Below are 23,761 nucleotides of genomic sequence, written 5' to 3' on the forward strand. Positions count from 1 at the left end.
GCGCCAGCCAATAGCGGCGTCATGACCGATCCCCTGGAGCGCATCGCCGCTGCCCTCGAGCGCCTTTCGTCGCCACCGCCGCCCGCCGCCGATCCGCGTGCCCATCCGGCGTACGTCTGGCGTAACGGCGCATTGGCCGCGGTCCGCAGCTTCGCACCGCTCCCGCTCGACATGCTGATCGGCGTCGACCGTCAGAAGGCTGCGCTGATGGGCAATATGCGTCGTCTGGCGGTCGGCTACGCCGCGCAGGACGTGCTGCTATGGGGGGCACGCGGAACCGGCAAGTCCGCGCTGGTCAAGAGTGCAGTCGCGTCGATCCAGGCGGACCATCGAGATGCAGCGCCGGGTGGTGGTGATCTTGCGCTGGTCGAGGTGTCGGATCTCGGCGCTCTGCCGACAGTGTTCGCGACGCTGGCGCAGATCGACCGGGCGTTCGTCGTGTTCGTCGACGATCTGGGGTTCGACGTCCCCGCCGACGCGCGGACGTTGCGGTCGATGTTGGAAGGGGGTGCTGAGCCAAGGCCGGCGAATATCCGTCTGGTGGTGACCGCGAACCGCCGCCATCTGGCCCCCCGCGACATCGCCGAACAGGAGAGTGCGATCAATCCGCGCGACTCGGCCGACGATCATTTAGCCCTGGCAGACCGATTCGGTCTCAGCCTCGGCTTCCATGCGCTGGATCAGGAGGGGTATATCGCGATCGTCGCGGCATATGCGAAGGCGAACGATCTGTCGTTCGAGCCTAGCGATGCGATCGGGTGGGCAACACGCCGTGGCAGCCGATCGGGGCGCGTGGCGTGGCAGTTTATCGTCGATCTCGCAGGCCAAGCGGGGAAACCGCTCTAGCCGCGAAACGAATGGGCCGACGCATCACACGTCGGCCCGAAACGCTTAGTTGCTGTCCGAGTCGTCGTCGTTGTTATCGTCCTTGACGATAGCGATGACGCCGATTGCGACCACACCGGCAGCGATCAGGGCAGCGATGACGCCGCCGCTAGCTGCTTCGCTGTTGTTCGACGTCACCGAACCGGCGCGGACGGTCGAAGCAGGAGCAGCCGACGCTGCAACCGAGGTGGTCATCATTGCGACAGCGAGTGCGCTGCCGGTAAGGGCCTTGAGCTTCATAAACATCTCCAGAATAAACGAACCGAACTGCCGCAACGCAGCAATTGCACGGTGGTTCCCGTATTTATTGAAGGCGCAAAAGTCCAGCTAAATCTAGTTTAAGAGGTGCCGTCGACCATTTCTGCAAGCTCGAGCCAGCGCAGTTCCGCCGCCTCCTTCTCGGCGCGGGCCTGCTCGATCGCCGCGGTCAGTTTCGCGAACGTCGCGTGGTCGCGCATGTACAAATCGGGCTTGGCAAGCTTGGCCGCATCCGCCGCCATCTGCGCGTCGAGTTCCTCGATTCGCTTAGGGAGCAATTCGTAGTCGCGCTGGTCCTTGTAGGTCAGCTTCGCACGCGGGGCGGCTGCGGCCGGAGCTGTTGCTGCCACCTTCTTCGACGCACGCTTGCCGGTCGTCGTCGAGGCGCGACGCTTTTCCCAATCCTCATACCCGCCGGCGACCACGTCGACCGTGCCCGAGCCGTCGAGCCCGAGCGTGATCGTCACGGTGCGATCGAGGAAATCGCGGTCATGGCTGACGATCAGGACGGTGCCGTCGTAATCGCCGATCACTTCCTGCAACAGGTCGAGCGTCTCGAGATCGAGATCGTTGGTCGGCTCGTCGAGCACGAGCAGATTCGAAGGCTTGGCGAACTCGCGCGCCAGCAACAGCCGCGACCGTTCTCCACCCGACAGCGAGCCGATCTTCGCGTCGACCATGTTCGGGTCGAACAGGAAGTCTTTCAGATAGCCGTGAATGTGTTTGCGTACGCCGAGCACGTCGATCCATTCGCCGCCGTCGACGACGACTTCGCGCACCGTCTTCTCGGGCGCCATCAGGCTTCGCTGCTGGTCGATCACCACGGCATCCAGCGTCTTGGCCAGCTTGATCGTGCCGCTGTCGGGCTCGATCTCGCCGGTCAGCAGCTTGAGCAAGGTCGACTTGCCAGCGCCGTTACGGCCGACGATGCCGATGCGGTCGCCGCGCGTGACCCGAAGCGTCAGGTCGCCGATGATGGTGCGGTCGCCGTACGCCTTGGTGACGTGTTTCGCGTCGATCACGACCTTCGACTTCGTGTCATCGCTGCTGGTTGTCAGGTTCGCCGAGCCCTGTGGCCCGATCATCGACGCGCGTTCGGCCCGCATCTCGTGCAGCTTGGTGAGACGTCCCTGGTTGCGCTTGCGCCGCCCGGTGACGCCGCGCAGCAGCCAATGCTCCTCCAGCTTGAGGCGCGCATCCAGCTTCTCGGCCTGGCGCTGTTCCTCGGCGTACACCTGTTCGGTCCACGCTTCGAATCCGCCAAAGCCGATCTCCGCGCGTCGGATCGCGCCGCGATCGAGCCACAAAGTCTGCTTGGTCAGACGCGTCAGGAAGGTACGGTCATGGCTGATGACGACGAACGCGCCGCGGAAGCGCTTGAGCCAGTCCTCGATCCATTCGATCGCGCCGATATCGAGATGGTTGGTCGGCTCGTCGAGCAGCAGCACGTCGGGATCTTGCGACAGCGCGCGGACGATGGCCGCACGGCGGCGCTCGCCACCGGAGGCCGAAGCGGCTTCGCGCGACAGGTCGATACCGAGCTGATCCGCGATCGAATCGGCTTCGTAGTTCACCGGTGCATCGTCGCCCGCCATCACGTAATCGCGCAACGTCGCGAAGCCGCGCAGGTCGGGTTCCTGCTCCAGGATCACGACGCGCGTGCCGGGGACAATCGTCCGCCGGCCCTCGTCCGCGATGACGCTGCCGCCGAGCAGTTTGAGCAAGGTCGTCTTGCCGGCGCCGTTGCGGCCGATCAATGCGAGCCGGTCGCGCGGGCCGATATGGATGTCGAGGTTGCGAAAGAGCCATCCTGAGCCCTGGACGAGCCCGAGGCCTTCGAATGCTAAGATTGGTGCTGCCATGTCCGCGCCACGTAGGGGGGGCGAGTGATGCAGGCAAGTTACACCTCGCAGACTTCGTGCTGTCGTGCGGCTGTCGCGCTCATTCACAGGCTGTTCAATGCGCAGGCCCTATGCCACGGCCATGAAGATGTTGCTTTTTCCTGCGACCTTGGTGGTGACCCTGGCCGCGGCGCCGTTCCTGATGGGCGCTGCGCCGATGCTGGCGGGCGACCCTCCACAGCGCCGCAGCGACCAGATGTCGGCGTTGCAGGCGCGGCGGACGGGAGCGCCGTCGTTGCGCGAGATCGAATCGCGCGTGATCCCGACGATGAAGGGCGCACAGTATCTCGGCTCCGACTATGATTCGGGCAGCGCCATTTACACGCTGAAATTCCTGCGCGATGGAACCGTCATCTGGGTCGACGTCGATGGCCGCAACGGCCAGATCGTCGGCCGCACGGGTCGCTGAAAACCCCAATCGAGAGGACTATCATGCGCGTTCTGATCGTCGAGGACGAGCCGAATCTCGGCCAGCAATTGAAGAATACCCTCGAGGGGGCGGGCTATGCGATCGATCTCGCGGTGGACGGCGAGGAAGGGCATTTCCTCGGCTCGACCGAGAATTACGACGCGGTCGTGCTCGATCTCGGCCTGCCCGAGATCGACGGGCTGACCGTGCTCGATCGCTGGCGCAAGGAGGGCAAGACGATGCCCGTGCTCGTGCTCACCGCGCGCGACAGCTGGTCGGACAAGGTCGCCGGGCTCGATGCGGGCGCGGACGATTACGTCGCCAAGCCGTTCCAGAGCGAGGAACTGATAGCGCGTCTTCGTGCGCTGATCCGCCGCGCATCGGGCAACGCTTCGTCCGAGCTGACCGCCGGCGACATCCGCCTCGATACGCGCAGCGGCAAGGTCACGCGCGCCGGCGAGCCGGTGAAGCTGACCGCGCAGGAGTACAAGTTGCTGAGCTACCTGCTCCATCACAAGGGCAAGGTCGTCAGCCGCACCGAGCTGATCGAGCATATCTACGACCAGGACTTCGATCGCGATTCGAACACGATCGAGGTGTTCGTGACGCGCATCCGCAAGAAGCTCGGCCAGGACGTGATCACGACGATTCGCGGCCTGGGCTACAGCCTCGAAGATCCGGACGCCTGATCGGTCCGGTCATGGACACCGCGCCGATACCTGCCCCCCCAACCGCCGAGACGCCGCTCCGCGTACCGGCGGCCGTGAAGGGTTCGCTGTCGCGGCGGATGATCCTGATCGCGACGGTGTGGATCGTTGTGCTGCTCAGCGGCGGCGGGTTCGCGCTCGACCGCGTGCTGAGCCAGGCGGTGACGCGGAACTTCGACGATCAGCTCGAATATGTCCTGCGCTCGCTGTTGAACTCGGCCGAGATCGGCCCCGAAGGCGAAGTGTTCTTCACGCGCGATGCCGTGGCGGACCAGCGTTTTCTGGAGCCATATTCGGGACTGTATTATCAAGTCTCCGCCAAGGGCCAAGACGATCTTCTCTCGCGCTCGCTCTGGGATCGCAAGCTTGCGTTCGGCGGCCCTCACGATGATCGCAGCGCGCATTTCTACGATAGTCTCCAGTTTCCGGACGAGAAACTGAAGATCGTCGAACGCGATGCTGTCATCCCCGGTTCGAAGGTGCATTGGCGGTTCCAGGTTGCGCAGAGCACCGACGGGCTCGATGCGCAGATCACCACCTTGCGTCGCACATTGGTCCGCAGCTTCGCATTGCTGGGCCTCGGACTGATCGTCATGGCCGCGCTCCAGACCTTCTACGGGCTCTGGCCGCTGCGTCGCGTGCGCGAGGAGATCGCCCGGATGCGCGCCGGCCAGTCGAACCGCGTGTCGAGCGCGATGCCGGTCGAGGTTGCGCCGATGGTCGAGGAACTGAACGCGCTGATCGAGCATAACGAGCGCCAGGCGGAGGAGGCGCGCCGTCACGCCGGCAATCTCGCGCATGCGCTGAAGACGCCGCTGACGGTGATCATGAACGCCGCCACCGCGCAGTCCGACGACCTTGCCGACACGGTGATTCGCGAGGCGCGGACGATGCGGCGGCAGGTCGACCACCACCTCGCGCGGGCGCGCGCGGTCGGCCGGCGTGGGTCGGCGCATAGCCGCGCGGACGTTTGGCCAAGCCTCGAATCGGTCGAGCGTGCGGTAGGGCGGCTGTACCGCCATGTCCGGATCGACGTGACCGGTCCGCGCGGGCTGCAGGTCCATGTCGAGCGGCAGGATCTCGACGAGATGCTCGGCAATCTGATCGAGAACGCCGCAAAATACGGTGGCGGCAGTGTGTTCGTCACGGTCGGCGCGCAGTCGGGCTTCGTCGAGTTCCTGGTCGAGGACGACGGCGTTGGTATCCCGCAGGAGGAGCGCGTCCGCATCTTCGATCGCGGCGTGCGGCTGGATACGGGAAAGCCCGGGACCGGACTTGGCCTCGCGATCGTCCGCGACGTGGCGGAGATTTACGAGGGCACTGTGGCGCTGGAGGAGAGCGAGGATCTGGGCGGCCTGCTGGTCCGGCTGCGGTTGCCGGCGGCGAACTGACGCCGCTTCGATCCTCCCCCGCCAGGGGGAGGTGGCTGGCCCTTGCCAGACGAAGGGGGAGGTAAGAGCCACGCTCGTCCCGTGTCCTCCCCCTCCGTCGCCTACGGCGCCACCTCCCCCTGGCGGGGGAGGATCAGGATCGCATCATCCCCGCGAGCGGGCCTGCCGATACGTCCCCAGCACGCGCAACCACTTCGAATGAAACCCCAGTTCCTCCAGCGCATGGTCGAGGTTCACGTCACCCGGCTTTCCCACCACGTCCGCATAGAATTCCGTCGCGGAGAAGCTGCCGTTGCGCTGATAGCTTTCCAGCTTGGTGATGTTCACCCCATTGGTCGCGAACCCGCCCATCGCTTTGTACAGCGCGGCAGGGACGTTCTTCACCTCGAAGATCAGTGTCGTCATCCATTCAGCCCCGACCGGCTCCTGCGCCGCGGGCGGCTTGCCGCCGCGCGCCAGCACCACGAATCGCGTCGTATTGTGGTCCGCATCGGCGATGTCGGTCGCCAGCAACTCCAGCCCGTAAAGACCGGCAGCCGCTGGCGGTGCGAGTGCTGCAATCGCCGGGTCGCCGAGTTCCGCGACCACCGCCGCCGCACCGGCAGTATCGGGATAGCTCACCGGCTCGATTCCGTGGGCTTTGAGCCAATGGCGGCACTGACCCAAGGCCTGCGGATGGCTCATCGCCTGGCGGATCCCGTCGCGCGGTCCCGACCCCATCAGCGCATGTCGGATCGGCAGGAAATGCTCGCCGGTGATGACCAGCCCCGATTCGGGCAGCAGGAAATGAATGTCGGCGACGCGGCCGTGCAGCGAATTCTCTATCGGGATGATCGCGCAGTCCGCCCGTCCGTCCTTCACCGCATCGATTGCGTCGGAGAAATCGAAGCAGGGCAGGGGCAGGCCGTCCGGGAACGCCTCGACCGCCGCGACATGACTGTTGGCCCCCGGCGCACCCTGGAACGCGACGGCGCGCGCGGGATCTGCGGCAGCGGCCTCGGTCATCCGCGCGACGATCGGGCGGGCGGGTGCGGCGAAGTTTTCCATCCGCCGGGCGCGTAATGGGGCCGGCGCGCATGTTCAAGAGCGGGTGAAGGCGTGGCTTGCGGTGCGCGCCCGCCTTTTCTATGGCTGTCCCAAATAGAACAGGGCGGATGCACAAGATGGACAATCGGACCAATACGATCGCCGGCTGGGTGCTCGCAGGCTGTGGTGCGGCGCTCGGGCTGTCGATCGTCGGTGGGATGATGTTTCACGGCGAGCGTCCCGAGAAGATGGGCTACGCGATCGAGGGCGTGGTTGAGGAAGGCGCAGGCGGTGCCGCCGCCGAAGTACCGATAGCCTCGCTGCTGCCGACCGCCGACGCGGCCAAGGGCGCCGAAGTGTTCAAGAAGTGCGCGGCTTGCCACACGATCAACCAGGGCGGCGCGAACGGCGTCGGCCCGAATCTGTACGGCACGCTCGGTGAAGCGATCGCCAAGGGCAAGGGCGGGTTCGCCTTCTCCGCGGCGCTGGCGGGTGTCGGTGGGACGTGGGACTTCGACAAGATGAACGCATGGCTGACGAGCCCGCGCAAGTTTGCGAACGGCACCAAGATGACCTTCGCCGGCCTCGGCAACGCGCAGGACCGTGCGAACGTGATCCTGTATCTCAACCAGCAGGGCTCCAACCTTCCGCTGCCGGCTGCCCCGGCGGCGGGCGCTGCTCCTGAGGCCGGCGCGGATGCCGCGGCCAAGGATCAGCCGGCGACCGCGAATGCGGCCGAGGCAGCCGCGACCGATGGCGCGCCGACGGCGGACATCGCCAACACCGGCACGCCGGCGTCTGGCGCTCCGTCGGTGGATCCTGAAGCAGCCCGCAAGGGCGCCCGGTCGGAGAAGTAGAACTACCTGCTGCCCCCTCTCCCCCTCGGGAGAGGGCTGGGGTGAGGGGCAGTACCGGGCGGAGCGCTGCGTGGCAGCCCCTCACCCCGACCCTCTCCCCGCAGGGGAGAGGGAGAAGGAGGTCAGCCCTCGGCGGCTTCCCGCTCCGCCCGCTCGCGGTAGAACGACTGCACCGCGTCCCAGGCCTCGTCCGCCGTCTCGACATAGCGGAAGATCGACAGATCCTTCTCGCTGACGACGCCTTCCTCGACCAGCGCGTCGAAATTCACGACCCGCTCCCAGAACTGGCGCCCGAACAGCAGCACCGGGATCGGCTGGATCTTGCCCGTCTGGATCAGCGTCAGCAGTTCGAACAGCTCGTCGAACGTCCCGAACCCACCCGGGAACGCCGCCAGCGCGCGCGCATGCAGCAGGAAGTGCATCTTCCGCAGCGCAAAATAGTGGAACTGCACCGACAGCGACGGCGTCACGTACGGGTTCGGCGCTTGCTCGTGCGGCAGGACGATGTTCAGCCCGATCGATTCGGCGCCGACGTCGTCCGCACCGCGGTTCGCCGCTTCCATGATCGACGGACCGCCGCCAGAGCACACCACGAACTGCCGCCAGCCCCGCTCGTCGCGCGGTAGCACGCTGACCTTGGCCGCGAGTTCACGCGCGACGTCGTAATATTTCGACTTCTCGACCAGCCGCTCGGCGATCTTCTTCGATTTCTCGTCGGTCGCCAGCGCCAGCAGCGCCTGCGCCTTCGAAGGTTCGGGGATCCGCGCCGATCCGTAGAACACGAAGGTCGACCCGATCTTCGCCTCGTCGAGGACGAGTTCGGTCTTCAGTAGTTCGAGCTGGAAGCGCACCGGCCGCAGGTCTTCGCGCAACAGGAAATCCATGTCCTGGAAGGCGAGCCGGTAATGCGGGTGCTGCGTCTGGGGGGTGGAAACGGAGTCCTTGGCGGTCTCGGCGTCCTGGCTGGCGTTGGGGAAAACGCGTGTCGGTATACGTGTATCGGTCATTCAGGCGGGATTAGAGGAAAGGGGCAGGGAGGGCTAGACCACCGTTTTCCTGCGGACGCAGGAATCCAGGGTTGCGGACGACCGCGCTTGGGGCCCTAGGCTCCTGCGTCCGCAGGAGAACTTCAGCGGCAGAAGCCCGCGTGATCGTCTTCGAGATGCAGGTGGTTGCGGTGCGCCGCATTGTAGTCGGGGCTGAGCACCGTCCCGAACCGCTTGCACGCCGACGCGCGGATCGTCTGGAGGAACTGCCGAACCTGGGGATCGGACGAGTTCCAGTCGTTCAGGATGGTGATCCGCCGCCCGTCCTTCAGCACGAACCCGCCGATATCGACGGCATTGGCGATCGCATGGCCCGATCGGCGACTGGCATTGCGCGCCGAGCCGACGACGTTGCGGCAGGCATAGCTCCCCATGCTGTCGATCCGCGCGAGTTCGCTGCCGAGCATCTGATAGGCGGCAGGCGCGACCGCATTGCGCGTCCAGCCGATCAGCGCGCGCGCCGCGCCGCAGCGGACCGCGGTGAGATTGGCGACGGGGACACCGATATCGACCAGCTTGACCGTGCCGGCGAGCCCGCAACCAGGCCCGGTCTCGCGGTCGGGCAGCACCTGGAACGAGACGTGGAGCTGGCGCAGGTCGGCCAGGCATTGCGCGGTTTCGCGGCTACTAGGGACGGACAGGTTGGGCCGGGTCTGTTGCGGCGCGCTCGGGCGATCGGCACGGCCGCATGCGGCGAGCATGATCGCGAGCGCCACCACGACCGCCCACTCCGTCATGCCGGGCCTGTTCCGGCATCCACCCATCGTCTTGACCCCCATGCCGATGGCCGTGCGGCACGGTGGACCCGGGAACAAGCCCGGGGTGACGGAGCGGTTTTGACGCGCGGTGGAGCGAGTCCCGCCGCCACGCGCTCGGGACCGAACGCGGTTGACACCCTCGCGAACGTCGTTAGGGCCGGCAACGGGCCACGCGGTCCCAACGCCGCGCGTGCTCTCTGTGAGGAGAGATACATGACTGATACGACCTACGCCCCCGCTACGGGTGCGCCTACGCTGCCTGCAACCAAGCCGGCACGCCCCTTTTTCTCCAGCGGTCCCTGCGCGAAACCTCCGGGTTGGTCCGCGGACAAGCTTGCCACCGAGTCGCTCGGTCGCTCGCATCGCTCGAAGATCGGCAAGACCCGCCTCCAGTACAGCATCGACCTGATGCGCGAACTGCTGAAGCTCCCCGATACCCACCGCATCGGCATCGTCCCCGGCTCCGACACCGGCGCGTACGAGATGGCGATGTGGACGATGCTCGGCGCGCGTCCGGTCACCGCGCTCGCCTGGGAAAGCTTCGGCGAGGGCTGGGTCACCGACGCGGTCAAGCAGCTGAAGATCGACCCCACGGTGGTGCGCGCCGATTACGGCCAGCTGCCCGATCTGGACTCGGTCGACTGGTCGAACGACGTGCTGTTCACCTGGAACGGCACCACCAGCGGCGTCCGCGTGCCGAATGCGGACTGGATCCCGGACGACCGCGAAGGCCTCTCGTTCGCCGATGCGACGTCGGGCGTGTTCGCCTATGACATCGACTGGGCCAAGATCGATGTCGCGACCTTCTCGTGGCAGAAGGTGCTGGGCGGCGAGGGCGCGCACGGCGTCCTGATCCTCGGCCCCCGCGCGGTCGAGCGTCTCGAAACCTACACCCCCGCCTGGCCATTGCCGAAGGTGTTCCGCCTCGTCTCGAAGGGCAAGCTGACCGAGGGCGTGTTCAAGGGCGAGACGATCAACACGCCGTCGATGCTCGCGGTCGAAGACGCCATCTTCAGCCTCGAATGGGCGAAGTCGCTCGGTGAAGACGGCCTGATCGCACGCTCCGACGCGAATGCGGCTGCGCTCGACAAGATCGTGGCGGAACGCGACTGGCTCGGCCATCTGGCCGCCGATCCGGCGACGCGCTCGCGCACCAGCGTCTGCCTGACGGTCGAGGGTGCCGACGAGGCGATGATCAAGGCAATGGCCGCCGCGCTCGAAAAGGTCGGCGCTGCGTATGACGTTGCGGGCTACCGCGACGCGCCGCCGGGCCTGCGCATCTGGTGCGGCGCGACCGTCGACACCGCCGATATCGTGGCGCTCGGGCCGTGGCTCGACTGGGCCTACGCCACCGCTAACGCTGGCTGATCTAGCCTAGCCTCTCTCAACCCCCTCTCCGTCATCCCGGCGCACGCCGGGACCCATGGACACGGAGCATCCGCTCATGAAGCGGACCGCAACCATGGGCCCCGGCGTCCGCCGGGGTGACGGGGTTGGTGGGAGGCGGGTTCTTTAAATTGAGCGCACCCCCGATTTCCCGAAATTCCCAGGAGCAATCCCATGCCAAAAGTCCTCATTTCCGACAAAATGGATCCCCGCGCCGCCCAGATCTTCCGCGAGCGCGGCGTCGAGGTCGACGAGATCACCGGCAAGACTCCGGCCGAACTCATGGCGATGATCGGCGAGTATGACGGCCTCGCGATCCGCAGCTCGACCAAGGTCACCAAGGAAATCCTCGAGCACGCCACCAACCTGAAGGTCGTCGGCCGCGCCGGCATCGGCGTCGACAATGTCGATATCCCCGCGGCCTCGGCAAAGGGCGTGGTCGTCATGAACACCCCGTTCGGCAACTCGATCACCACCGCCGAGCACGCGATCGCGCTGATGTTCGCGCTCGCCCGCCAGCTGCCCGAGGCCGATGCCTCGACGCAGGCCGGCAAGTGGGAGAAGAACCGCTTCATGGGCGTCGAGCTGACGTCGAAGACGCTCGGCCTGATCGGCGCGGGCAATATCGGCTCGATCGTCGCCGACCGTGCGCGCGGCCTCAAGATGAAGGTCGTCGCGTTCGATCCGTTCCTGACGCCCGAGCGCGCGATCGAGATGGGCGTCGAGAAGGTCACGCTCGACGAGCTGCTCGCACGCGCCGATTTCATCACGCTGCACACGCCGCTGACCGACCAGACTCGCAACATCCTCTCGGCCGAGGCGCTCGCCAAGACCAAGAAGGGCGTGCGGATCATCAACTGCGCACGCGGCGGCCTGATCGACGAGGTCGCGCTGAAGGCGGCGCTCGATTCGGGCCAGGTCGGCGGCGGCGCGCTCGACGTGTTCGTCGAGGAGCCCGCCAAGGCATCGCCGCTGTTCGGCACGCCCAACTTCGTCAGCACGCCGCATCTCGGCGCGTCGACCAGCGAGGCGCAGGTCAACGTCGCGATCCAGGTCGCCGAGCAGATGGCAGACTTCCTGATGTCGGGTGGCGTCACCAACGCGCTCAACATGCCGTCGCTGTCGGCCGAGGAAGCGCCGCGGCTCAAGCCCTATATGGCGCTCGCCGAAAAGCTCGGTTCGATGGTCGGCCAGCTCGCGCACGGCTCGATCGACCGTATCTCGGTGCATAGCGAGGGCGCGGTCGCCGAACTCAACCCCAAGCCGATCACCAGCGCTGTGCTGGCGGGCTTCCTGAAAACGCAGACCGCGACCGTCAACATGGTCAACGCTCCGCTGCTCGCGCGCGACCGCGGCGTCGAGGTGCGCGAAGTCCGCACCGAGCGCGAGGGCGATTACCACACGCTGCTGCGCGTCGCGGTCCGCACCGAGGACGGCGAGCGCTCGGTCGCCGGCACGCTGTTCGGCGACCAGGCCCCGCGCCTGGTCGAGCTGTTCGGGGTGAAGATCGAGGCCGATCTGGCAGGCCCGATGCTCTACGTCGTCAACGTCGACGCGCCGGGCTTCATCGGCCGCCTCGGCACCGCGCTCGGCGAGGCAGGGGTCAACATCGGTACGTTCCACCTCGGCCGTCGTTCGGCGGGCGGCGAGGCGGTACTGCTGCTGTCGGTCGACGAGGCGGTGACGCCGGAGTTGTTGACCAAGGTCCGCGCGCTCCCGGGCGTGAAGACCGCAATGGGCCTCAACTTCTGAGGCTGCTACCTACTTAGCCCTCTCCCCTCCGGGGAGAGGGTTGGGTGAGGGGCGGTGGGACGGGCAGCGCTCGCGGCACCCCTCACCCCGGCCCGCCCCCGATCCGACCCGGATGTCTCAATCCTCCCCCGCCAGGGGGAGGTGGCGCCGAAGGTGACGGAGGGGGAGGATAGGGCAACCGGCGTTATCGCTTCCGCCCCCTCCGTCAGGCTGCGCCTGCCACCTCCCCCTGGCGGGGGAGGATCGTGCAGGGGCCGGTTTTTGTTGGTGCCTGCTAAGCCCGTACGTCATGCCGACGAACGCGGTTCAATCTTGTCGCAACCTACTCTAGAGGCTCGCGCATGACTGCTTTGCTCCCCGAGGGATTTAGAGACCGCCTGCCGCCCTTCGCCGATTCGGCGGCGGCACTGGAAGCCCGTGTGCTCGAGGCCGCGCGCCTCCATGGCTACGAGCGCGTCGATCCGCCACTCTCGGAATTCGCCGACGGTCTGGAGATGCGGCTGAAGGCCGGCGGCCTCCACGACGCGGTCCGCTTCGTCGATCCGGTATCGCAGCGTACGCTCGCCATCCGCCCCGACATCACCGCGCAGGTCGCGCGCATCGCCGCGACGCGCATGGGGCATCACCCGCGCCCGGTGCGTCTCAGCTACGCTGGCTCCGTTCTGAAACTGCGCGCCTCGCAGCTCGCCCCCGCGCGCGAAACCCGCCAGATCGGCTGCGAACTCATCGGCCTCGACTCGGTCGCTGCAGCGCAGGAACTCGTCGCGGTCGCGGTCGACATGATCGCCGCCGCGGACGTCACCGGCGCATCGATCGACTTCACCTTGCCCGATCTCGTGCCGACGCTCGCCGCCGGCCCGCTCCCCGTCGCGCCCGAACACGTCGCCACGCTGCGCGACCGCCTCGACGCCAAGGACGCCGGCGCCGTCGCCGCGCTCGCCCCCGCCTACCTGCCGCTGATCGAGGCCGCCGGCCCGTTCGTACAGGCGATGGACCGCCTCCGCGCCTTCGACACGACCGGCGCGCTCGCATCGCGCCTCGACGGCCTAGCGCGCATCGCCGAAGCCCTCGACGGCCGCGTCGCGCTGACGCTCGATCCGACCGAGCGGCACGGTTTCGAATACCAGACCTGGCTCGGCTTCTCGCTGTTCGCCGACGGTGCGGCACGCGAAGTGGGCCGCGGCGGCACCTACACCGTCGTCCACGAAAACGGCGCCGAGGAAGCCGCAACCGGTTTCTCGCTGTACGCCGACGCACTGGTCGAGCATGTCGCCAGCGTCGATCGCCGCCGCCTGTTCCTGCCGCTCGGTACGCCCGCCAGCGACGGCGCGGCGATGCGCGCGCAAGGCTGGGTCACCGTCGCCGCGCTCGAAGCCGGCGACACCCCCGAAGCACAGGTCTGCACCCATCTATGGGTAGCGGGCGAGCCCCGCGCGCTGTAGGCGCTGCGCGTAATCTCAGGAGATAGAGTTTGGCCAACGTAGCAGTCATCGGCGCGCAATGGGGCGACGAAGGCAAGGGCAAGATCGTCGACTGGCTCGCCGAGCGTGCCGATATGGTCGTACGGTTCCAGGGCGGGCATAACGCCGGTCACACACTGGTCGTCGGCGACAACGTCTACAAGCTGTCGCTGCTGCCGTCAGGCATCGTCCGCGGGACGCCGTCGTTCATCGGCAACGGCGTGGTGCTCGATCCCTGGGCGCTGAAGGACGAGATCGCCCGGCTCGGTGCGCAGGGCGTGGTCGCCACGCCCGAGACGCTTCGGATCGCCGATACCTGCGCGCTGATCCTGCCGTTCCACCGCGATCTCGACGGTCTGCGCGAGGACGCCAGCGGCGCCGGCAAGATCGGCACGACCCGCCGCGGCATTGGGCCCGCGTACGAGGACAAGGTCGGTCGCCGCGCGATCCGCGTGTGCGACCTGGCGCATCTCGACGATCTCGGCCCGCAGCTCGATCGCCTGACCGCGCACCACGACGCGCTGCGTGCAGGCTTCGGCGAACCCCCGATCGATCGGGCGCGACTGATCGCCGAACTACGCGAGATCGCCGGCTTCGTGCTGCCGTTCGCCAAGCCCGTCTGGCGCGACCTCAACGCCGCACGCGCGGCCGGCAAGCGCATCCTGTTCGAGGGCGCGCAGGGCGTGCTGCTCGACGTCGACCACGGCACCTATCCGTTCGTCACCTCGTCGAACACGATCTCCGGTGCCGCAGCCGGCGGTTCGGGCCTCGGACCATCGGCGGTCGGCTTCGTGCTCGGCATCGCCAAGGCCTATACGACGCGAGTCGGCTCGGGCCCTTTCCCGACCGAGCTCGAAAACGAGACCGGCGAGCGCCTGGGCCAGCGCGGGCACGAGTTCGGCACCGTCACAGGGCGCAAGCGTCGCTGCGGCTGGTTCGACGCGGTGCTGGTGCGCCAGGCGGCGGCGGTCGGTGGCATCACCGGGATCGCGCTCACCAAGATCGACGTGCTCGACGGGTTCGAGACCGTGTCGATCTGCACTGGCTACCGCTTGCGTGGCGAGACGCTCGATTACTTCCCGGCGCATGCGGCCGACCAGGCGCTGGTCGAGCCGATCTACGAGACGATGGAAGGCTGGCAGGAGACGACTGCCGGTGCGCGCAGCTGGGCCGACCTGCCCGCACAGGCGATCAAGTATATCCGCCGGATCGAAGAGCTGATCCGCTGCCCGGTGACGCTGGTGTCGACCAGCCCGCAGCGTGCGGACACGATCCTGGTGCGGGATCCGTTCTCGGACTGAGGCAGACACGAAAAAGCCGGGCGATCGCTCGCCCGGCTTTTCATTCAGCTGCAACAGGCAGGATCAGCGCGGCGTGGTCGTGCCGGTCGTTCCACCCATGGTCGAGCCCATCGTACCGGCCGGAGTGCCCGTGGTGCCGCCCATGGTGTCTGCGCCCATCGTGCTGCCGGTCGTGCCAGACATGGTGCTGCCCGTCGTGCCGGTGTTGCCGGTCGTTCCGCTCATGGTGCCCGAGGTCGTCCCGCGCGTGCGACTACGCGCCTTGGTGCCACGCTGCGTGCGCGTCGTGGTAGAACGTGTGGTCGTCGATGGATTGGCCTGATCCATCGTCCCGGTCGACATGCCGCCGGTCGTTCCGCCCATGGTCGAATCGCCCATGGTGCCGCCGCTCATCGTGCCACCGGTAGTGCCGCCCATCGAGCCGGTGGTACCGGTCTGCGCCATCGCCATGCCCGGAATGATCAGGGCAGCTGCTGCGATCGATGTTAGAATGCGCATGTTTTCTCTCCTAAAGTATTGAAGAGACAGCGTTTCAGTTCGACTTTTGTTCCGGTGTCATCCGCATTGGCCGCGGTGGAGGAGTGCCTGGTCGGCCAGGACGAGCGCCACCATCGCCTCTACGACGGGCACGCCGCGGATGCCGACGCACGGGTCGTGACGCCCCTTAGTGGCGATCGTCGTGGCTTCGCCGGTGGGGCTGATCGTCTCGACCGGTGTGAGAATCGAACTGGTCGGCTTGAACGCGACGCGCAGGCGGATCGGCTGGCCGGTCGCGATCCCGCCGGCGATCCCGCCCGCGTGGTTGGCGAGGAATTCCGGGCCGTCCTCGCCCGGGCGCATGGGGTCGGCATTAGCCTCGCCCGACAGGGCGGCAGCGGCGAAACCGTCGCCAATTTCGATGCCCTTGACCGCGTTGATGCTCATGCACGCCGAGGCGAGTTCGGAATCGAGCTTGGCATAGAGCGGCGCGCCCCATCCCGCCGGCACGCCGGTCGCCTCGCACGCGATCACCGCGCCCAGCGACGAGCCGGATTTCCGCGCGGCGTCGACCAGCGTCTCCCAACGCGCGGCCGCCTGGGCATCGGGGCAGAAGAACGGGTTCTGGTCGATCTGCGCGTCGTCGAAATTGGCGGGATCGATCGCATCGCCACCGATTGCCTCGACCCATGCGCGGACGCGGACCTGCGGTATGACGACCCGCGCGACCGCACCCGCCGCGACCCGCGCCGCGGTCTCGCGTGCCGAAGACCGCCCGCCGCCCCGGAAATCGCGAAAGCCGTATTTCGCGTCATAGGCGTAATCGGCGTGGCCGGGCCGATAGGCTTTTGCGACGTCCGAATAATCCTTCGATCGCTGGTCGACATTCTCGATCATCAGGCTGATCGGCGTGCCGGTGGTGCGGCCTTCGAACACGCCCGAGAGGATGCGCACCATATCCGGCTCGCGCCGCTGCGTGGTGAAGCGCGAGGTGCCGGGGCGGCGCTTGTCGAGCCAGGGCTGGATGTCGGCTTCGGTCAGCGCGATCCCCGGCGGGCACCCGTCGACGACGGCGCCCAGCGCAGGCCCATGAGACTCGCCCCAGGTGGTGAAGCGGAACATCCGCCCAAACGTGTTGACGCTCACTTTGCCTTCTCCCCGACGGGGAGAGGGAGGGGCCCGTGCGAAGCATGGGAGGGTGAGGGCACGCTGCTAAGCGCAGACAGGATCGCGTCAAGCACCCCGTCCATCCGCTGCATCACGTCGTTGTTCCAGACACGGATCACACGATATCCCTTGTTCGCGAGGTAGGCGGTTCTGTCGGCGTCATAGGCCACGTCACCGATATGCTGGCTGCCGTCTACCTCGACGACGAGCATGGCGTCCATGCAGAGGAAATCGGCAATGAACGGGCCGATCCAGACCGGGCGGCGGAACTTGAAATTGGCGAGGCGACGGCTGCGGAGGTTCTGCCACAAGCGGGTTTCCGCCTCCGTCGCGTCGCGGCGCATTTCGCGCACGCGGTTGAGGGCTTCGGTGCCGTCCTTCTGCCTCACCTTGCCCTCACCCTCTCATGCTGCGCATGGGCCCCTCCCTCTCCCCGGAGGGGAGAGGGTTGTTACGCCAATGCGATATCGGGCGCGTCTTCGGCCTTCATGCCGATCACGTTGTAGCCGGCGTCGACATGGTGCGTTTCGCCCGTCACGCCGCTCGCGAGGTCGCTCAACAGGTACAGCCCCGCGCCGCCGACGTCGTCGATCGTCACATTGCGCTTGAGCGGCGAATTATACTCGTTCCACTTCAGGATCAGGCGGAAGTCGCCGATCCCGCTGGCGGCGAGCGTCTTGATCGGGCCGGCCGAGATCGCGTTGACGCGGATATTGTCGCGACCCAGGTCTACCGCGAGATATTGCACGCTCGACTCAAGCGCCGCCTTGGCGACGCCCATCACGTTGTAATGCGGAATGACCTTCTCGGCGCCGTAATAGCTGAGCGTCAGCATCGCGCCGCCCTCGGTCATCATCTTGGCCGCGCGCTGTGCCACCGCGACGAACGAATATACCGAGATGTTCATCGTCATCAGGAAGTTGTCGAGGCTGGTATCGACGAACCGCCCGCGCAGCTCGTTCTTGTCCGAAAAGCCAATCGCGTGGACGACGAAGTCGATCGTCGGCCATTCCTCCGCCAGCTTCGCGAAGGTCGCATCGAGCGCGCCCATGTCGGAAACGTCGCAGTCGAACAACCGCGCGACGCCGAGTTGCTCTGCGAGCGGACGGACGCGCTTCTCCATCGTCTCGCCCTGATAGCTGAACGCGAGTTCGGCCCCCGCTTCGGACAGCTTCTTGGCGATCCCCCAGGCCAGCGACTTGTCGTTCGCCAAGCCCATGATCAGCCCACGCTTGCCCGCCATCAAACCGTTCACGCCGTCGTCGCCTCCACCTGCACATCTTCAGCAGGCTGCTCTAGCGTTGTTTCGGGTGCTTCCGCCAGTGCCGCGTTGAGATGGGCGCCGAATACCAGCCCGAGCCCGATGACATAGAAAAACAACAGCATGATGACGACGCCCGCCAGACTGCCATAGGTAAGGTCGTAGCCGCCGAGCCGCGACAGGATCACCGGCAGGAGGGCGGTGGCGCTGACCCACCATGCGGTGGTGAACAAAGCGCCCGGCCATTTGGGACATTTCGAGTAGCGATAGCGCGACGGCGTGACCGAATAGAACAGCAGGTACAGCGCGCCGAACATGAACAGGCCCGGGATCAGCCGCGACAGCCCGATCCAGCCCGCCGCGTCCTGCGCCAGCGGTACGAGCCGGTAGATGAACTGCTCCGCCGCGGTCAGGATGCCCTGGATCAGGAACGACAGCAGCGCGATGATCACCGAGCAGACGATCACGAACGACGAGCCGAGCCGCGATTTCCAGAACGGCGCCGTCGCCTTGTTGCCATAGGCGCGGTGGAAGATGTCGCGGATCGTCTCGACGAAGCTCCCGACCGTCCACAGGCCGACCAGCGCGCCCAGCCACAGCAGCGATCCGGTCCGCGCGGCGAGCACGTCGGCGATCGGCTTGCGCAGCAGGTCGGCGACATTGGGCGGCAGCACGTTGAGGAAAGATTCGACGGCGCGAACGGTTTCAACGCCCTGTCCGAAGATCGACAGGATCGCGGCCGCGACGATGAAGAACGGAAACACCGTCATCAGCGCCAGGTAAGCGAGGTTCCCCGCATGGATGAACCCGTCGTTGAACACGCCGATCGCCGCCCGCTTGAAAACCTCGAAGGCATAGCTGCCCGGCCTGACCTTCGCCATGCCGCGGTTCAGTCGGGTACGGGCCGCGCCATGATCGTGCGAGCGGGCTTCGGGGGTAAGGCTATTGTCGTTCACAAGGCGTTCAGACGCCCATGGACCCCCGCGGGTTCCCCGCCGTACGCCCTTCCCAGCTTTCGACGAACGCGGTGAGGGCGGCATCGCCGGCCGGAATGTCGATCATCAGCGTCACCAGCTGATCGCCCCGCGTGCCGCCCTTCTTGTGGAAGCCCTTGCCCTTAAGGCGCAGGGTCTTGCCCGACGTCGTACCCTTGGGGATCGTCAGCATCACCGGCTTGTCGACCGTCGGTGCCTTGATCGAACCACCCAGCACCGCCTCGGCGAGCGTGATCGGCAGGTCGAGCCGCACGTCGTCGCCGTCACGCGAGAAGAACTTGTGTGGCTGGACCTCGATCGTCAGGATCGCATCGCCGGCGCCACCCGGCCCCGGCTCGCCCTTGCCGCCAAGCTTCATCTGCGTGCCCGTCTCGACCCCGGCGGGGAGCTTGAGATCGAGCGTCTTGCCGTCCGCCAGCGTCACCCGCTGCGGCTCCAGCGTCGCCGCCTCGACGAATGGCACCTGCAGGCGGTAGGCGGCGTTCTCGCCCTTGGGCTGCGGTCGCCGACCGAAGCCGCCGGAGAACCCACCGCCGCCGCCGCGTTGCGCGCCGCCGAACAGCCCTTCGAAGATGTCGCTCATGTCTGGGCTGACCGGGCCGCCCTCATAGCCGTCGCTGCGGAAGCCGCCGGGCTGCGGACGCCCGCCGCCACCGCCGCCAAAGCCGAACGGCGCGGCCGGGTTGCCGTCGCCGTCGATCTCGCCGCGATCAAACCGCGCGCGCTTGTCCTTGTCGTTCAGCAGATCGTACGCGTTGGTGACCACGCTGAACCGTTCCGACGCCTTCGGATTGTCCTTGTTGCGATCGGGGTGAAGCTCTTTCGCGAGCTTGCGATAGGCCTTCTTGATGTCGGCTTCGGTCGCGTCGCGCGCTACACCCAGAGTCTTGTACGGATCGGCCACTTACGTCCCCATTCTTACTTGCGCGTCTATGTGGGGCGAGGGCGCCCGCAACGCAATTGCGCGCGGGGTGTTTGATGTCGTGAGAGGAGACGACGATGACCGACAAGCAACCGATGCAGGGCGTACCCAAGAACGACGACGGCGCGAAGGAAAAGGACGGGGTGAACGATGCGCCGGCCAAGGGGCAGGGCGGCGAAAGCGGCGGCGGTTCGTATCCGAACCCGCACGACGAGAAGTAACGGCTTCCTCCAAAAACTTTCGTCATGCCGGGCTTGTTCCGGCATCCACGGTTCCGCACAATCGAGAGCGCTAGGTACGCGGAACGGTGGACCCCGGAACAAGCCCGGGGTGACGAGGGGGGTTAGGCGAGCCCCCCCTCATCCAACGGCGCGACATCGACGCTGACGTCCATGTTCTGCGCCCCCGATCCGAGCACCACCCCGTCGACCGGCGCGATCTCGGCGTAATCCCGGCCGACCGCCATCACGATATGGTCGCTCGCCATCCAGATCCCGTTGGTCGGATCGACCCCGACCCACCCACGCACCGGCCCGCACCACAACAGCACCCAGGCGTGCGTCGCATCCGCCCCGACCAGTCGCGGCTGACCCTCGGGTGGGATCGTGCGGATGTACCCGGATGCGTACGCCGCGGGGAGACCGGCCGCGCGCAGGCCGGTGATCATGATCTGCGCGAAATCCTGACACACGCCCTTGCGCTGGAGGAACGCCTCGTGCGGCGGCGTATCGACCAACGTCGCGTCCGCATCGAACTCGAACTCCTCCTGGATCCGCCGGGCGAGCGCAATGCCGGCCTCCAGCGCGCCGCGCGACGGATCGAGATCGATCGCGCAATAGTCGGCGATCGCCTGGTCGAGCGGGATCAGCGGCGAGGGATAGATGTAGTTCGCCGGGCTCGCCGCGGACAGATCGGTGCTGGCCCGTGCCATCGCCGCGATCTCGGCAAGCGTCGCGTCGCTGGCGTCCGGGACTGGAATGAGGCGATCGACCGTGATCCGCGACCGGCTCTCGATCGTCAAATGCCGCACGGGGGTTTCGACCACCAGCCGCGTCACGTTGGCGAGCCCGGCTTCGGCCCGCGCGGGACTGGTGCGCCCGGCGGGATGCACCGACAGCGCATAGGTGTCGAGGCGCTGGCCCGGCCAGTCGATCGGTTTCAGCCGCAGGTTGCACCGCGCGAACTTGACGCTCGCGCCGTAATCGAACGTCGTGACGTGGCGGATATCGTAGATCATGCCGCCACTTTCACGCGAGCGTCAGCCCGCTGGTCCGCAAAGGCTCGGCACCCTGCAGGAAATAGCGGCGTGCCAGCGCATCCGACACCGCGCCCAGCCGTCGCTCGATATCCCCCAGCGTTTCCGCATCCAGTCCCGCTGCCGTCGCGGTCATCACGATCGCCTGCAACCCGGTCGCCTGTGCCTGTTGCGGCTCGGCCATTTCGTCGTCGCTCAGCACCGGCAACTCCGCCAGTCGCGCGGCGATCCGCTCTGCCGAAAACGCGAGACTGCGCGGATTGCCCGGATCTAGCGCCACCAGATCCATCACCGGCACGCGCGCGATTCCCGTGGGATAGCGCTGGCGATAACTGATCTGGCTGTCGGCGAGGTCGAGCAACACCGAAAGATCGTCCGGCGACGCGCCGGGCATGCCGAACAGCCGGATCGCGCGCGCCATCGCCATCGCCCGCTCGACCCGCCGACCGAGATCGTGAAACCGCCACGCCGCCGTCCGCCCCATATGCTCGGCCGACAGCCCCGCGATCGCGGCATAGCGGCGTTGCAACGACCCGGCACGCTCCAGCATGCCGCGATGCGTGGGGAAGGGCGCCTCGAGCAGCCGCACCATGTCCGCCGACAGTCGATCGCGCGAGCCTTCGCCGATCTCCCTGGCGTGTCGGTTGAGCGTCATGATCGACTGCCACTGGTCGTCTTCCATCGCGGTGCGCGCGAGCGCGGTCAGGTCGGCGCGGCGCAAGCTCGGCGGATGCGGCGCGCTGCCGGCCCCGACGATCAGCCCGACCAGCTTGCCGACCGTGTTGGGCGACAGCACCGCGCCGCCATCGACGTCGATCGAGTTGCCGAGCATCACGCGGATCGCGCCGAGCAACGCTTCGCCGCGCTCCAGATAGCGGCCGAGCCAGTAGAAATTGTCCGCCACCCGGCTCGGCAGCGTCCCTGGGTTACGGCGGACGTGCAGCGAATCGGGCGCCGTCAGCAGCGAGACCGGCGCCACCGGCTCAGCCCCATAGACGCAGACGTCCGCGGACCAGATGCCTTCGCCCATGACAGCCGCGCGCGCGTCGGGATGCTCGCCGATCCGCGCGAACCCGCCCGGCAGCACGGTCCATTCGCCCTCGCCGTTGCGCGCCGCGAAGACGCGCAGGGTGAAGGGGCGGGGCACCAGCGCATCGCCGACGACGACCGGCATGGTCGCGAGCTGGACCAATTCCTGCCCGACATAATCCTGCGGCCTGTTCGCCATGTCGGCGAGCAGCGCCTCTCGCGCGTTGCCGGTAATGTCGGCGCCCGTGGTCGGCCCGCCGGTCATACCGAGCGGGCGCGCATGGAACGCCGGGCCGATCAGCAAGCGATCGAAATTCGCCTCGACCTGCGCCCGCGCGCCATCCTGCCCGCACCACCACGTCGCGATGTTGGGCAGCAGCAGGTCCTCGCCGAGCAGCGATCTCGCAAGCTGCGGCAGGAATGCCGAGAACGCCGGCGCCTCGAGCACGGCCGAGCCCGGCGCGTTCGACAGCACGACGTTGCCCGCGGCATAGGCGTCGATCAGCCCGGGCACGCCTATCTGCGAATGCGTGTCGAACGCCAGCGGATCGAGCAGCCGCGGATCGAGCCGTCGCCACAGCGCGTCGATGCGCTTCAGCCCGCCGATGGTGCGGACATATACCTTGTCCTCCAGCGCGGCGAGATCGGCACCCTCGACCAGCAACAGCCCCAGATAGCGCGCGAGATGTGCCTGTTCGGGATAGCTCGGGTTGAACCGGCCGGGCGTGAGCAGCCCGATCCGTGGATCGGTCCGCTTGCACATCGCCGCAATTCCCGCGCGAAACGCGGCGAAGAACGGCGCGTGGCGCTGGACGTTGAGCCGATCCTGCAGCCCGCCGAGCGTACGGCTGACGGCAATGCGGTTCTCCAGCGCGTACCCGGCACCGGCGGGCGCGCGCAGGTGATCGGCGAGCACGCGCCATTCGCCGGTCGGCCCACGACCGAGGTCGATCGCGATGAAATCGAGGTGGCGGCCGCCGGGGGGCTCGAGCCCGACCATCGGCCGCAGGAAGAACGGGCTGCCGGTGACGAGCGCCGCGGGAATGTGGCCGTCCGCGACCAGCTTTCCCGCGCCGTAGAGATCGGCGATAACCGTCTCCATCAGCGTCGCGCGCTGGATCACGCCGCGCTCGATGCCCGCCCATTCGCCGGCCTCGATCAGCAGCGGGACGGGCGAGACGGGCCAGGGGCGCTCGTCCGGTTCGTCGGCGATGCGGAAGCCGGTGCCGATGTCGGTCGCGTGCCGCTGGACGCGTTCACGAATGTGTCCGAGGTCGTCGGACGCCACTATCGCGAGTTCGGCGAACATCGCCGGCCATGCCGGATCGACGCTGCCGTCCTCAGCCGGGCAGAGGACGTCGGCGCTGGTGCTGCGGGCGCAATAGTCCGCGATCCAGCGCTCGGCATGGATCGTCGCGTCGAAAAGGGGCGCGGATTGCGTCGCGGTTTCCAATGTTTAGAGCCCCTGAATGATGGCCGCGGTGTTTCACCTTTCGGCGCGGCGGCGCAACATAAATT

23 protein-coding genes are annotated in these 23,761 nt (G+C 67.1%); 10 read left to right on the forward strand and 13 right to left on the reverse strand.

Translation table 11 applies throughout. The annotated features are described in order from the left end of the window. The first annotated feature begins 21 nt into the window (after positions 1-21). Entirely contained in the window at positions 22-846 is an 825-nt protein-coding gene (locus EQZ23_RS07905) for a DUF815 domain-containing protein (protein ID WP_128453922.1), read from the forward strand. 45 nt (positions 847-891) lie between these two features. Here EQZ23_RS07905 and EQZ23_RS07910 read toward each other — a convergent pair whose 3' ends face one another. Beyond that, positions 892-1,125, reverse strand: a complete 234-nt coding sequence (locus EQZ23_RS07910) for a hypothetical protein (protein WP_240663416.1) — start codon at positions 1,123-1,125, stop codon at positions 892-894. 98 nt (positions 1,126-1,223) lie between these two features. Beyond that, on the reverse strand, positions 1,224-3,005 hold the full coding sequence (locus EQZ23_RS07915) for an ATP-binding cassette domain-containing protein (RefSeq protein ID WP_128453923.1): 1,782 nt from the start codon (positions 3,003-3,005) through the stop codon (positions 1,224-1,226). Between the two features lie 121 nt (positions 3,006-3,126). On the opposite strand from EQZ23_RS07915, the gene EQZ23_RS07920 reads away from it, so the two are divergent. The 3 genes from EQZ23_RS07920 to EQZ23_RS07930 all read left to right on the forward strand — a co-directional run bounded on the left by EQZ23_RS07920 (position 3,127) and on the right by EQZ23_RS07930 (position 5,551). Further along, the gene (locus EQZ23_RS07920; protein WP_128453924.1) at positions 3,127-3,453 is read left to right on the forward strand and encodes a hypothetical protein; all 327 of its coding nucleotides are present in this window, start codon (positions 3,127-3,129) and stop codon (positions 3,451-3,453) included. A gap of 23 nt (positions 3,454-3,476) precedes the next feature. Continuing rightward, positions 3,477-4,142, forward strand: coding sequence for a response regulator transcription factor (locus tag EQZ23_RS07925; RefSeq protein ID WP_056061146.1), 666 nt, complete (start codon positions 3,477-3,479; stop codon positions 4,140-4,142). Between the two features lie 98 nt (positions 4,143-4,240). Further along, positions 4,241-5,551: a HAMP domain-containing sensor histidine kinase gene (locus EQZ23_RS07930; protein ID WP_240663535.1), complete on the forward strand. Its 1,311-nt coding sequence runs from the start codon at positions 4,241-4,243 to the stop codon at positions 5,549-5,551. A gap of 144 nt (positions 5,552-5,695) precedes the next feature. On the opposite strand, the gene EQZ23_RS07935 is transcribed toward EQZ23_RS07930, so the two are convergent. Beyond that, complete coding sequence (locus tag EQZ23_RS07935; RefSeq protein ID WP_128453926.1) at positions 5,696-6,598, reverse strand: prephenate dehydratase; 903 nt, start codon at positions 6,596-6,598, stop codon at positions 5,696-5,698. Positions 6,599-6,714: 116 nt separating this feature from the next. Between EQZ23_RS07935 and EQZ23_RS07940 the strand changes: the two genes are divergently transcribed. Continuing rightward, a complete protein-coding gene (locus EQZ23_RS07940; protein ID WP_128453927.1) occupies positions 6,715-7,434 on the forward strand; it encodes a cytochrome c family protein in 720 nt (239 codons plus the stop codon). Between the two features lie 122 nt (positions 7,435-7,556). Here the strand turns inward: EQZ23_RS07940 and EQZ23_RS07945 are convergent, their stop codons facing one another. Together EQZ23_RS07945 and EQZ23_RS07950 are read right to left on the reverse strand one after the other, a co-directional pair. After that, positions 7,557-8,441: a TIGR00730 family Rossman fold protein gene (locus EQZ23_RS07945; protein ID WP_128453928.1), complete on the reverse strand. Its 885-nt coding sequence runs from the start codon at positions 8,439-8,441 to the stop codon at positions 7,557-7,559. A 122-nt stretch (positions 8,442-8,563) separates the two neighbouring features. Then, complete coding sequence (locus EQZ23_RS07950; protein ID WP_128453929.1) at positions 8,564-9,217, reverse strand: extensin family protein; 654 nt, start codon at positions 9,215-9,217, stop codon at positions 8,564-8,566. A 234-nt stretch (positions 9,218-9,451) separates the two neighbouring features. Between EQZ23_RS07950 and EQZ23_RS07955 the strand changes: the two genes are divergently transcribed. The 4 genes from EQZ23_RS07955 to EQZ23_RS07970 all read left to right on the forward strand — a co-directional run bounded on the left by EQZ23_RS07955 (position 9,452) and on the right by EQZ23_RS07970 (position 15,137). Next, complete coding sequence (locus EQZ23_RS07955) at positions 9,452-10,606, forward strand: phosphoserine transaminase (RefSeq protein WP_128453930.1); 1,155 nt, start codon at positions 9,452-9,454, stop codon at positions 10,604-10,606. Positions 10,607-10,798: 192 nt separating this feature from the next. Then, positions 10,799-12,376: a phosphoglycerate dehydrogenase gene (gene serA, locus EQZ23_RS07960; RefSeq protein WP_128453931.1), complete on the forward strand. Its 1,578-nt coding sequence runs from the start codon at positions 10,799-10,801 to the stop codon at positions 12,374-12,376. Positions 12,377-12,717: 341 nt separating this feature from the next. Next, positions 12,718-13,818, forward strand: a complete 1,101-nt coding sequence (locus EQZ23_RS07965; RefSeq protein ID WP_128453932.1) for an ATP phosphoribosyltransferase regulatory subunit — start codon at positions 12,718-12,720, stop codon at positions 13,816-13,818. Between the two features lie 29 nt (positions 13,819-13,847). Beyond that, a complete protein-coding gene (locus tag EQZ23_RS07970) occupies positions 13,848-15,137 on the forward strand; it encodes an adenylosuccinate synthase (protein WP_128453933.1) in 1,290 nt (429 codons plus the stop codon). Between the two features lie 63 nt (positions 15,138-15,200). On the opposite strand, the gene EQZ23_RS07975 is transcribed toward EQZ23_RS07970, so the two are convergent. The 6 genes from EQZ23_RS07975 to EQZ23_RS08000 form a co-directional block, all read right to left on the reverse strand. Then, positions 15,201-15,635 (reverse strand): hypothetical protein, encoded by a 435-nt coding sequence (locus EQZ23_RS07975; RefSeq protein ID WP_128453934.1) that lies wholly within the window; start codon positions 15,633-15,635, stop codon positions 15,201-15,203. A 57-nt stretch (positions 15,636-15,692) separates the two neighbouring features. Further along, positions 15,693-16,760 carry a chorismate synthase gene (gene aroC, locus EQZ23_RS07980; protein WP_128453935.1) on the reverse strand — a complete coding sequence of 356 codons (1,068 nt, stop codon included), beginning with the start codon at positions 16,758-16,760 and terminating at the stop codon, positions 15,693-15,695. Further along, positions 16,757-17,170, reverse strand: coding sequence for a DUF559 domain-containing protein (locus EQZ23_RS07985; RefSeq protein ID WP_240663418.1), 414 nt, complete (start codon positions 17,168-17,170; stop codon positions 16,757-16,759). Before EQZ23_RS07985 ends, aroC begins: the two co-directional genes overlap by 4 nt. 62 nt (positions 17,171-17,232) lie before the next feature. Then, positions 17,233-18,036, reverse strand: a complete 804-nt coding sequence (gene fabI / locus EQZ23_RS07990; protein WP_128453936.1) for an enoyl-ACP reductase FabI — start codon at positions 18,034-18,036, stop codon at positions 17,233-17,235. Then, complete coding sequence (locus EQZ23_RS07995; protein WP_240663536.1) at positions 18,033-18,923, reverse strand: YihY/virulence factor BrkB family protein; 891 nt, start codon at positions 18,921-18,923, stop codon at positions 18,033-18,035. Before EQZ23_RS07995 ends, fabI begins: the two co-directional genes overlap by 4 nt. 82 nt (positions 18,924-19,005) lie before the next feature. Further along, on the reverse strand, positions 19,006-19,941 hold the full coding sequence (locus EQZ23_RS08000) for a DnaJ C-terminal domain-containing protein (protein WP_128453938.1): 936 nt from the start codon (positions 19,939-19,941) through the stop codon (positions 19,006-19,008). 95 nt (positions 19,942-20,036) lie between these two features. Between EQZ23_RS08000 and EQZ23_RS19780 the strand changes: the two genes are divergently transcribed. Continuing rightward, positions 20,037-20,180 (forward strand): hypothetical protein, encoded by a 144-nt coding sequence (locus EQZ23_RS19780; RefSeq protein ID WP_164913410.1) that lies wholly within the window; start codon positions 20,037-20,039, stop codon positions 20,178-20,180. A gap of 122 nt (positions 20,181-20,302) precedes the next feature. Here the strand turns inward: EQZ23_RS19780 and EQZ23_RS08005 are convergent, their stop codons facing one another. Both EQZ23_RS08005 and EQZ23_RS08010 read right to left on the reverse strand, forming a co-directional pair. Continuing rightward, positions 20,303-21,196 carry a transglutaminase family protein gene (locus tag EQZ23_RS08005; RefSeq protein WP_128453939.1) on the reverse strand — a complete coding sequence of 298 codons (894 nt, stop codon included), beginning with the start codon at positions 21,194-21,196 and terminating at the stop codon, positions 20,303-20,305. Positions 21,197-21,206: 10 nt separating this feature from the next. Continuing rightward, positions 21,207-23,696, reverse strand: coding sequence for a circularly permuted type 2 ATP-grasp protein (locus EQZ23_RS08010; RefSeq protein ID WP_128453940.1), 2,490 nt, complete (start codon positions 23,694-23,696; stop codon positions 21,207-21,209). Positions 23,697-23,761 lie beyond the last annotated feature (65 nt).

This window comes from Sphingomonas sp. UV9, from assembly GCF_004101245.1.
Classification (GTDB): Bacteria; Pseudomonadota; Alphaproteobacteria; order Sphingomonadales; family Sphingomonadaceae; genus Sphingomonas.

Excerpts from the sequence above, each read along its gene's own strand:
- EQZ23_RS07905 (WP_128453922.1), top strand. The coding sequence starts at position 22 with ATGACCGATCCCCTGGAGCGCATCGCCGCTGCCCTCGAGCGCCTTTCG.
- EQZ23_RS07910 (WP_240663416.1), bottom strand. The coding sequence starts at position 1,125 with ATGAAGCTCAAGGCCCTTACCGGCAGCGCACTCGCTGTCGCAATGATG.
- EQZ23_RS07915 (WP_128453923.1), bottom strand. The coding sequence starts at position 3,005 with ATGGCAGCACCAATCTTAGCATTCGAAGGCCTCGGGCTCGTCCAGGGC.
- EQZ23_RS07920 (WP_128453924.1), top strand. The coding sequence starts at position 3,127 with ATGAAGATGTTGCTTTTTCCTGCGACCTTGGTGGTGACCCTGGCCGCG.
- EQZ23_RS07925 (WP_056061146.1), top strand. The coding sequence starts at position 3,477 with ATGCGCGTTCTGATCGTCGAGGACGAGCCGAATCTCGGCCAGCAATTG.
- EQZ23_RS07930 (WP_240663535.1), top strand. The coding sequence starts at position 4,241 with ATGATCCTGATCGCGACGGTGTGGATCGTTGTGCTGCTCAGCGGCGGC.
- EQZ23_RS07935 (WP_128453926.1), bottom strand. The coding sequence starts at position 6,598 with ATGGAAAACTTCGCCGCACCCGCCCGCCCGATCGTCGCGCGGATGACC.
- EQZ23_RS07940 (WP_128453927.1), top strand. The coding sequence starts at position 6,715 with ATGGACAATCGGACCAATACGATCGCCGGCTGGGTGCTCGCAGGCTGT.
- EQZ23_RS07945 (WP_128453928.1), bottom strand. The coding sequence starts at position 8,441 with ATGACCGATACACGTATACCGACACGCGTTTTCCCCAACGCCAGCCAG.
- EQZ23_RS07950 (WP_128453929.1), bottom strand. The coding sequence starts at position 9,217 with ATGACGGAGTGGGCGGTCGTGGTGGCGCTCGCGATCATGCTCGCCGCA.
- EQZ23_RS07955 (WP_128453930.1), top strand. The coding sequence starts at position 9,452 with ATGACTGATACGACCTACGCCCCCGCTACGGGTGCGCCTACGCTGCCT.
- serA (WP_128453931.1), top strand. The coding sequence starts at position 10,799 with ATGCCAAAAGTCCTCATTTCCGACAAAATGGATCCCCGCGCCGCCCAG.
- EQZ23_RS07965 (WP_128453932.1), top strand. The coding sequence starts at position 12,718 with ATGACTGCTTTGCTCCCCGAGGGATTTAGAGACCGCCTGCCGCCCTTC.
- EQZ23_RS07975 (WP_128453934.1), bottom strand. The coding sequence starts at position 15,635 with ATGCGCATTCTAACATCGATCGCAGCAGCTGCCCTGATCATTCCGGGC.
- EQZ23_RS07995 (WP_240663536.1), bottom strand. The coding sequence starts at position 18,923 with ATGGCGAAGGTCAGGCCGGGCAGCTATGCCTTCGAGGTTTTCAAGCGG.
- EQZ23_RS19780 (WP_164913410.1), top strand. The coding sequence starts at position 20,037 with ATGACCGACAAGCAACCGATGCAGGGCGTACCCAAGAACGACGACGGC.
- EQZ23_RS08005 (WP_128453939.1), bottom strand. The coding sequence starts at position 21,196 with ATGATCTACGATATCCGCCACGTCACGACGTTCGATTACGGCGCGAGC.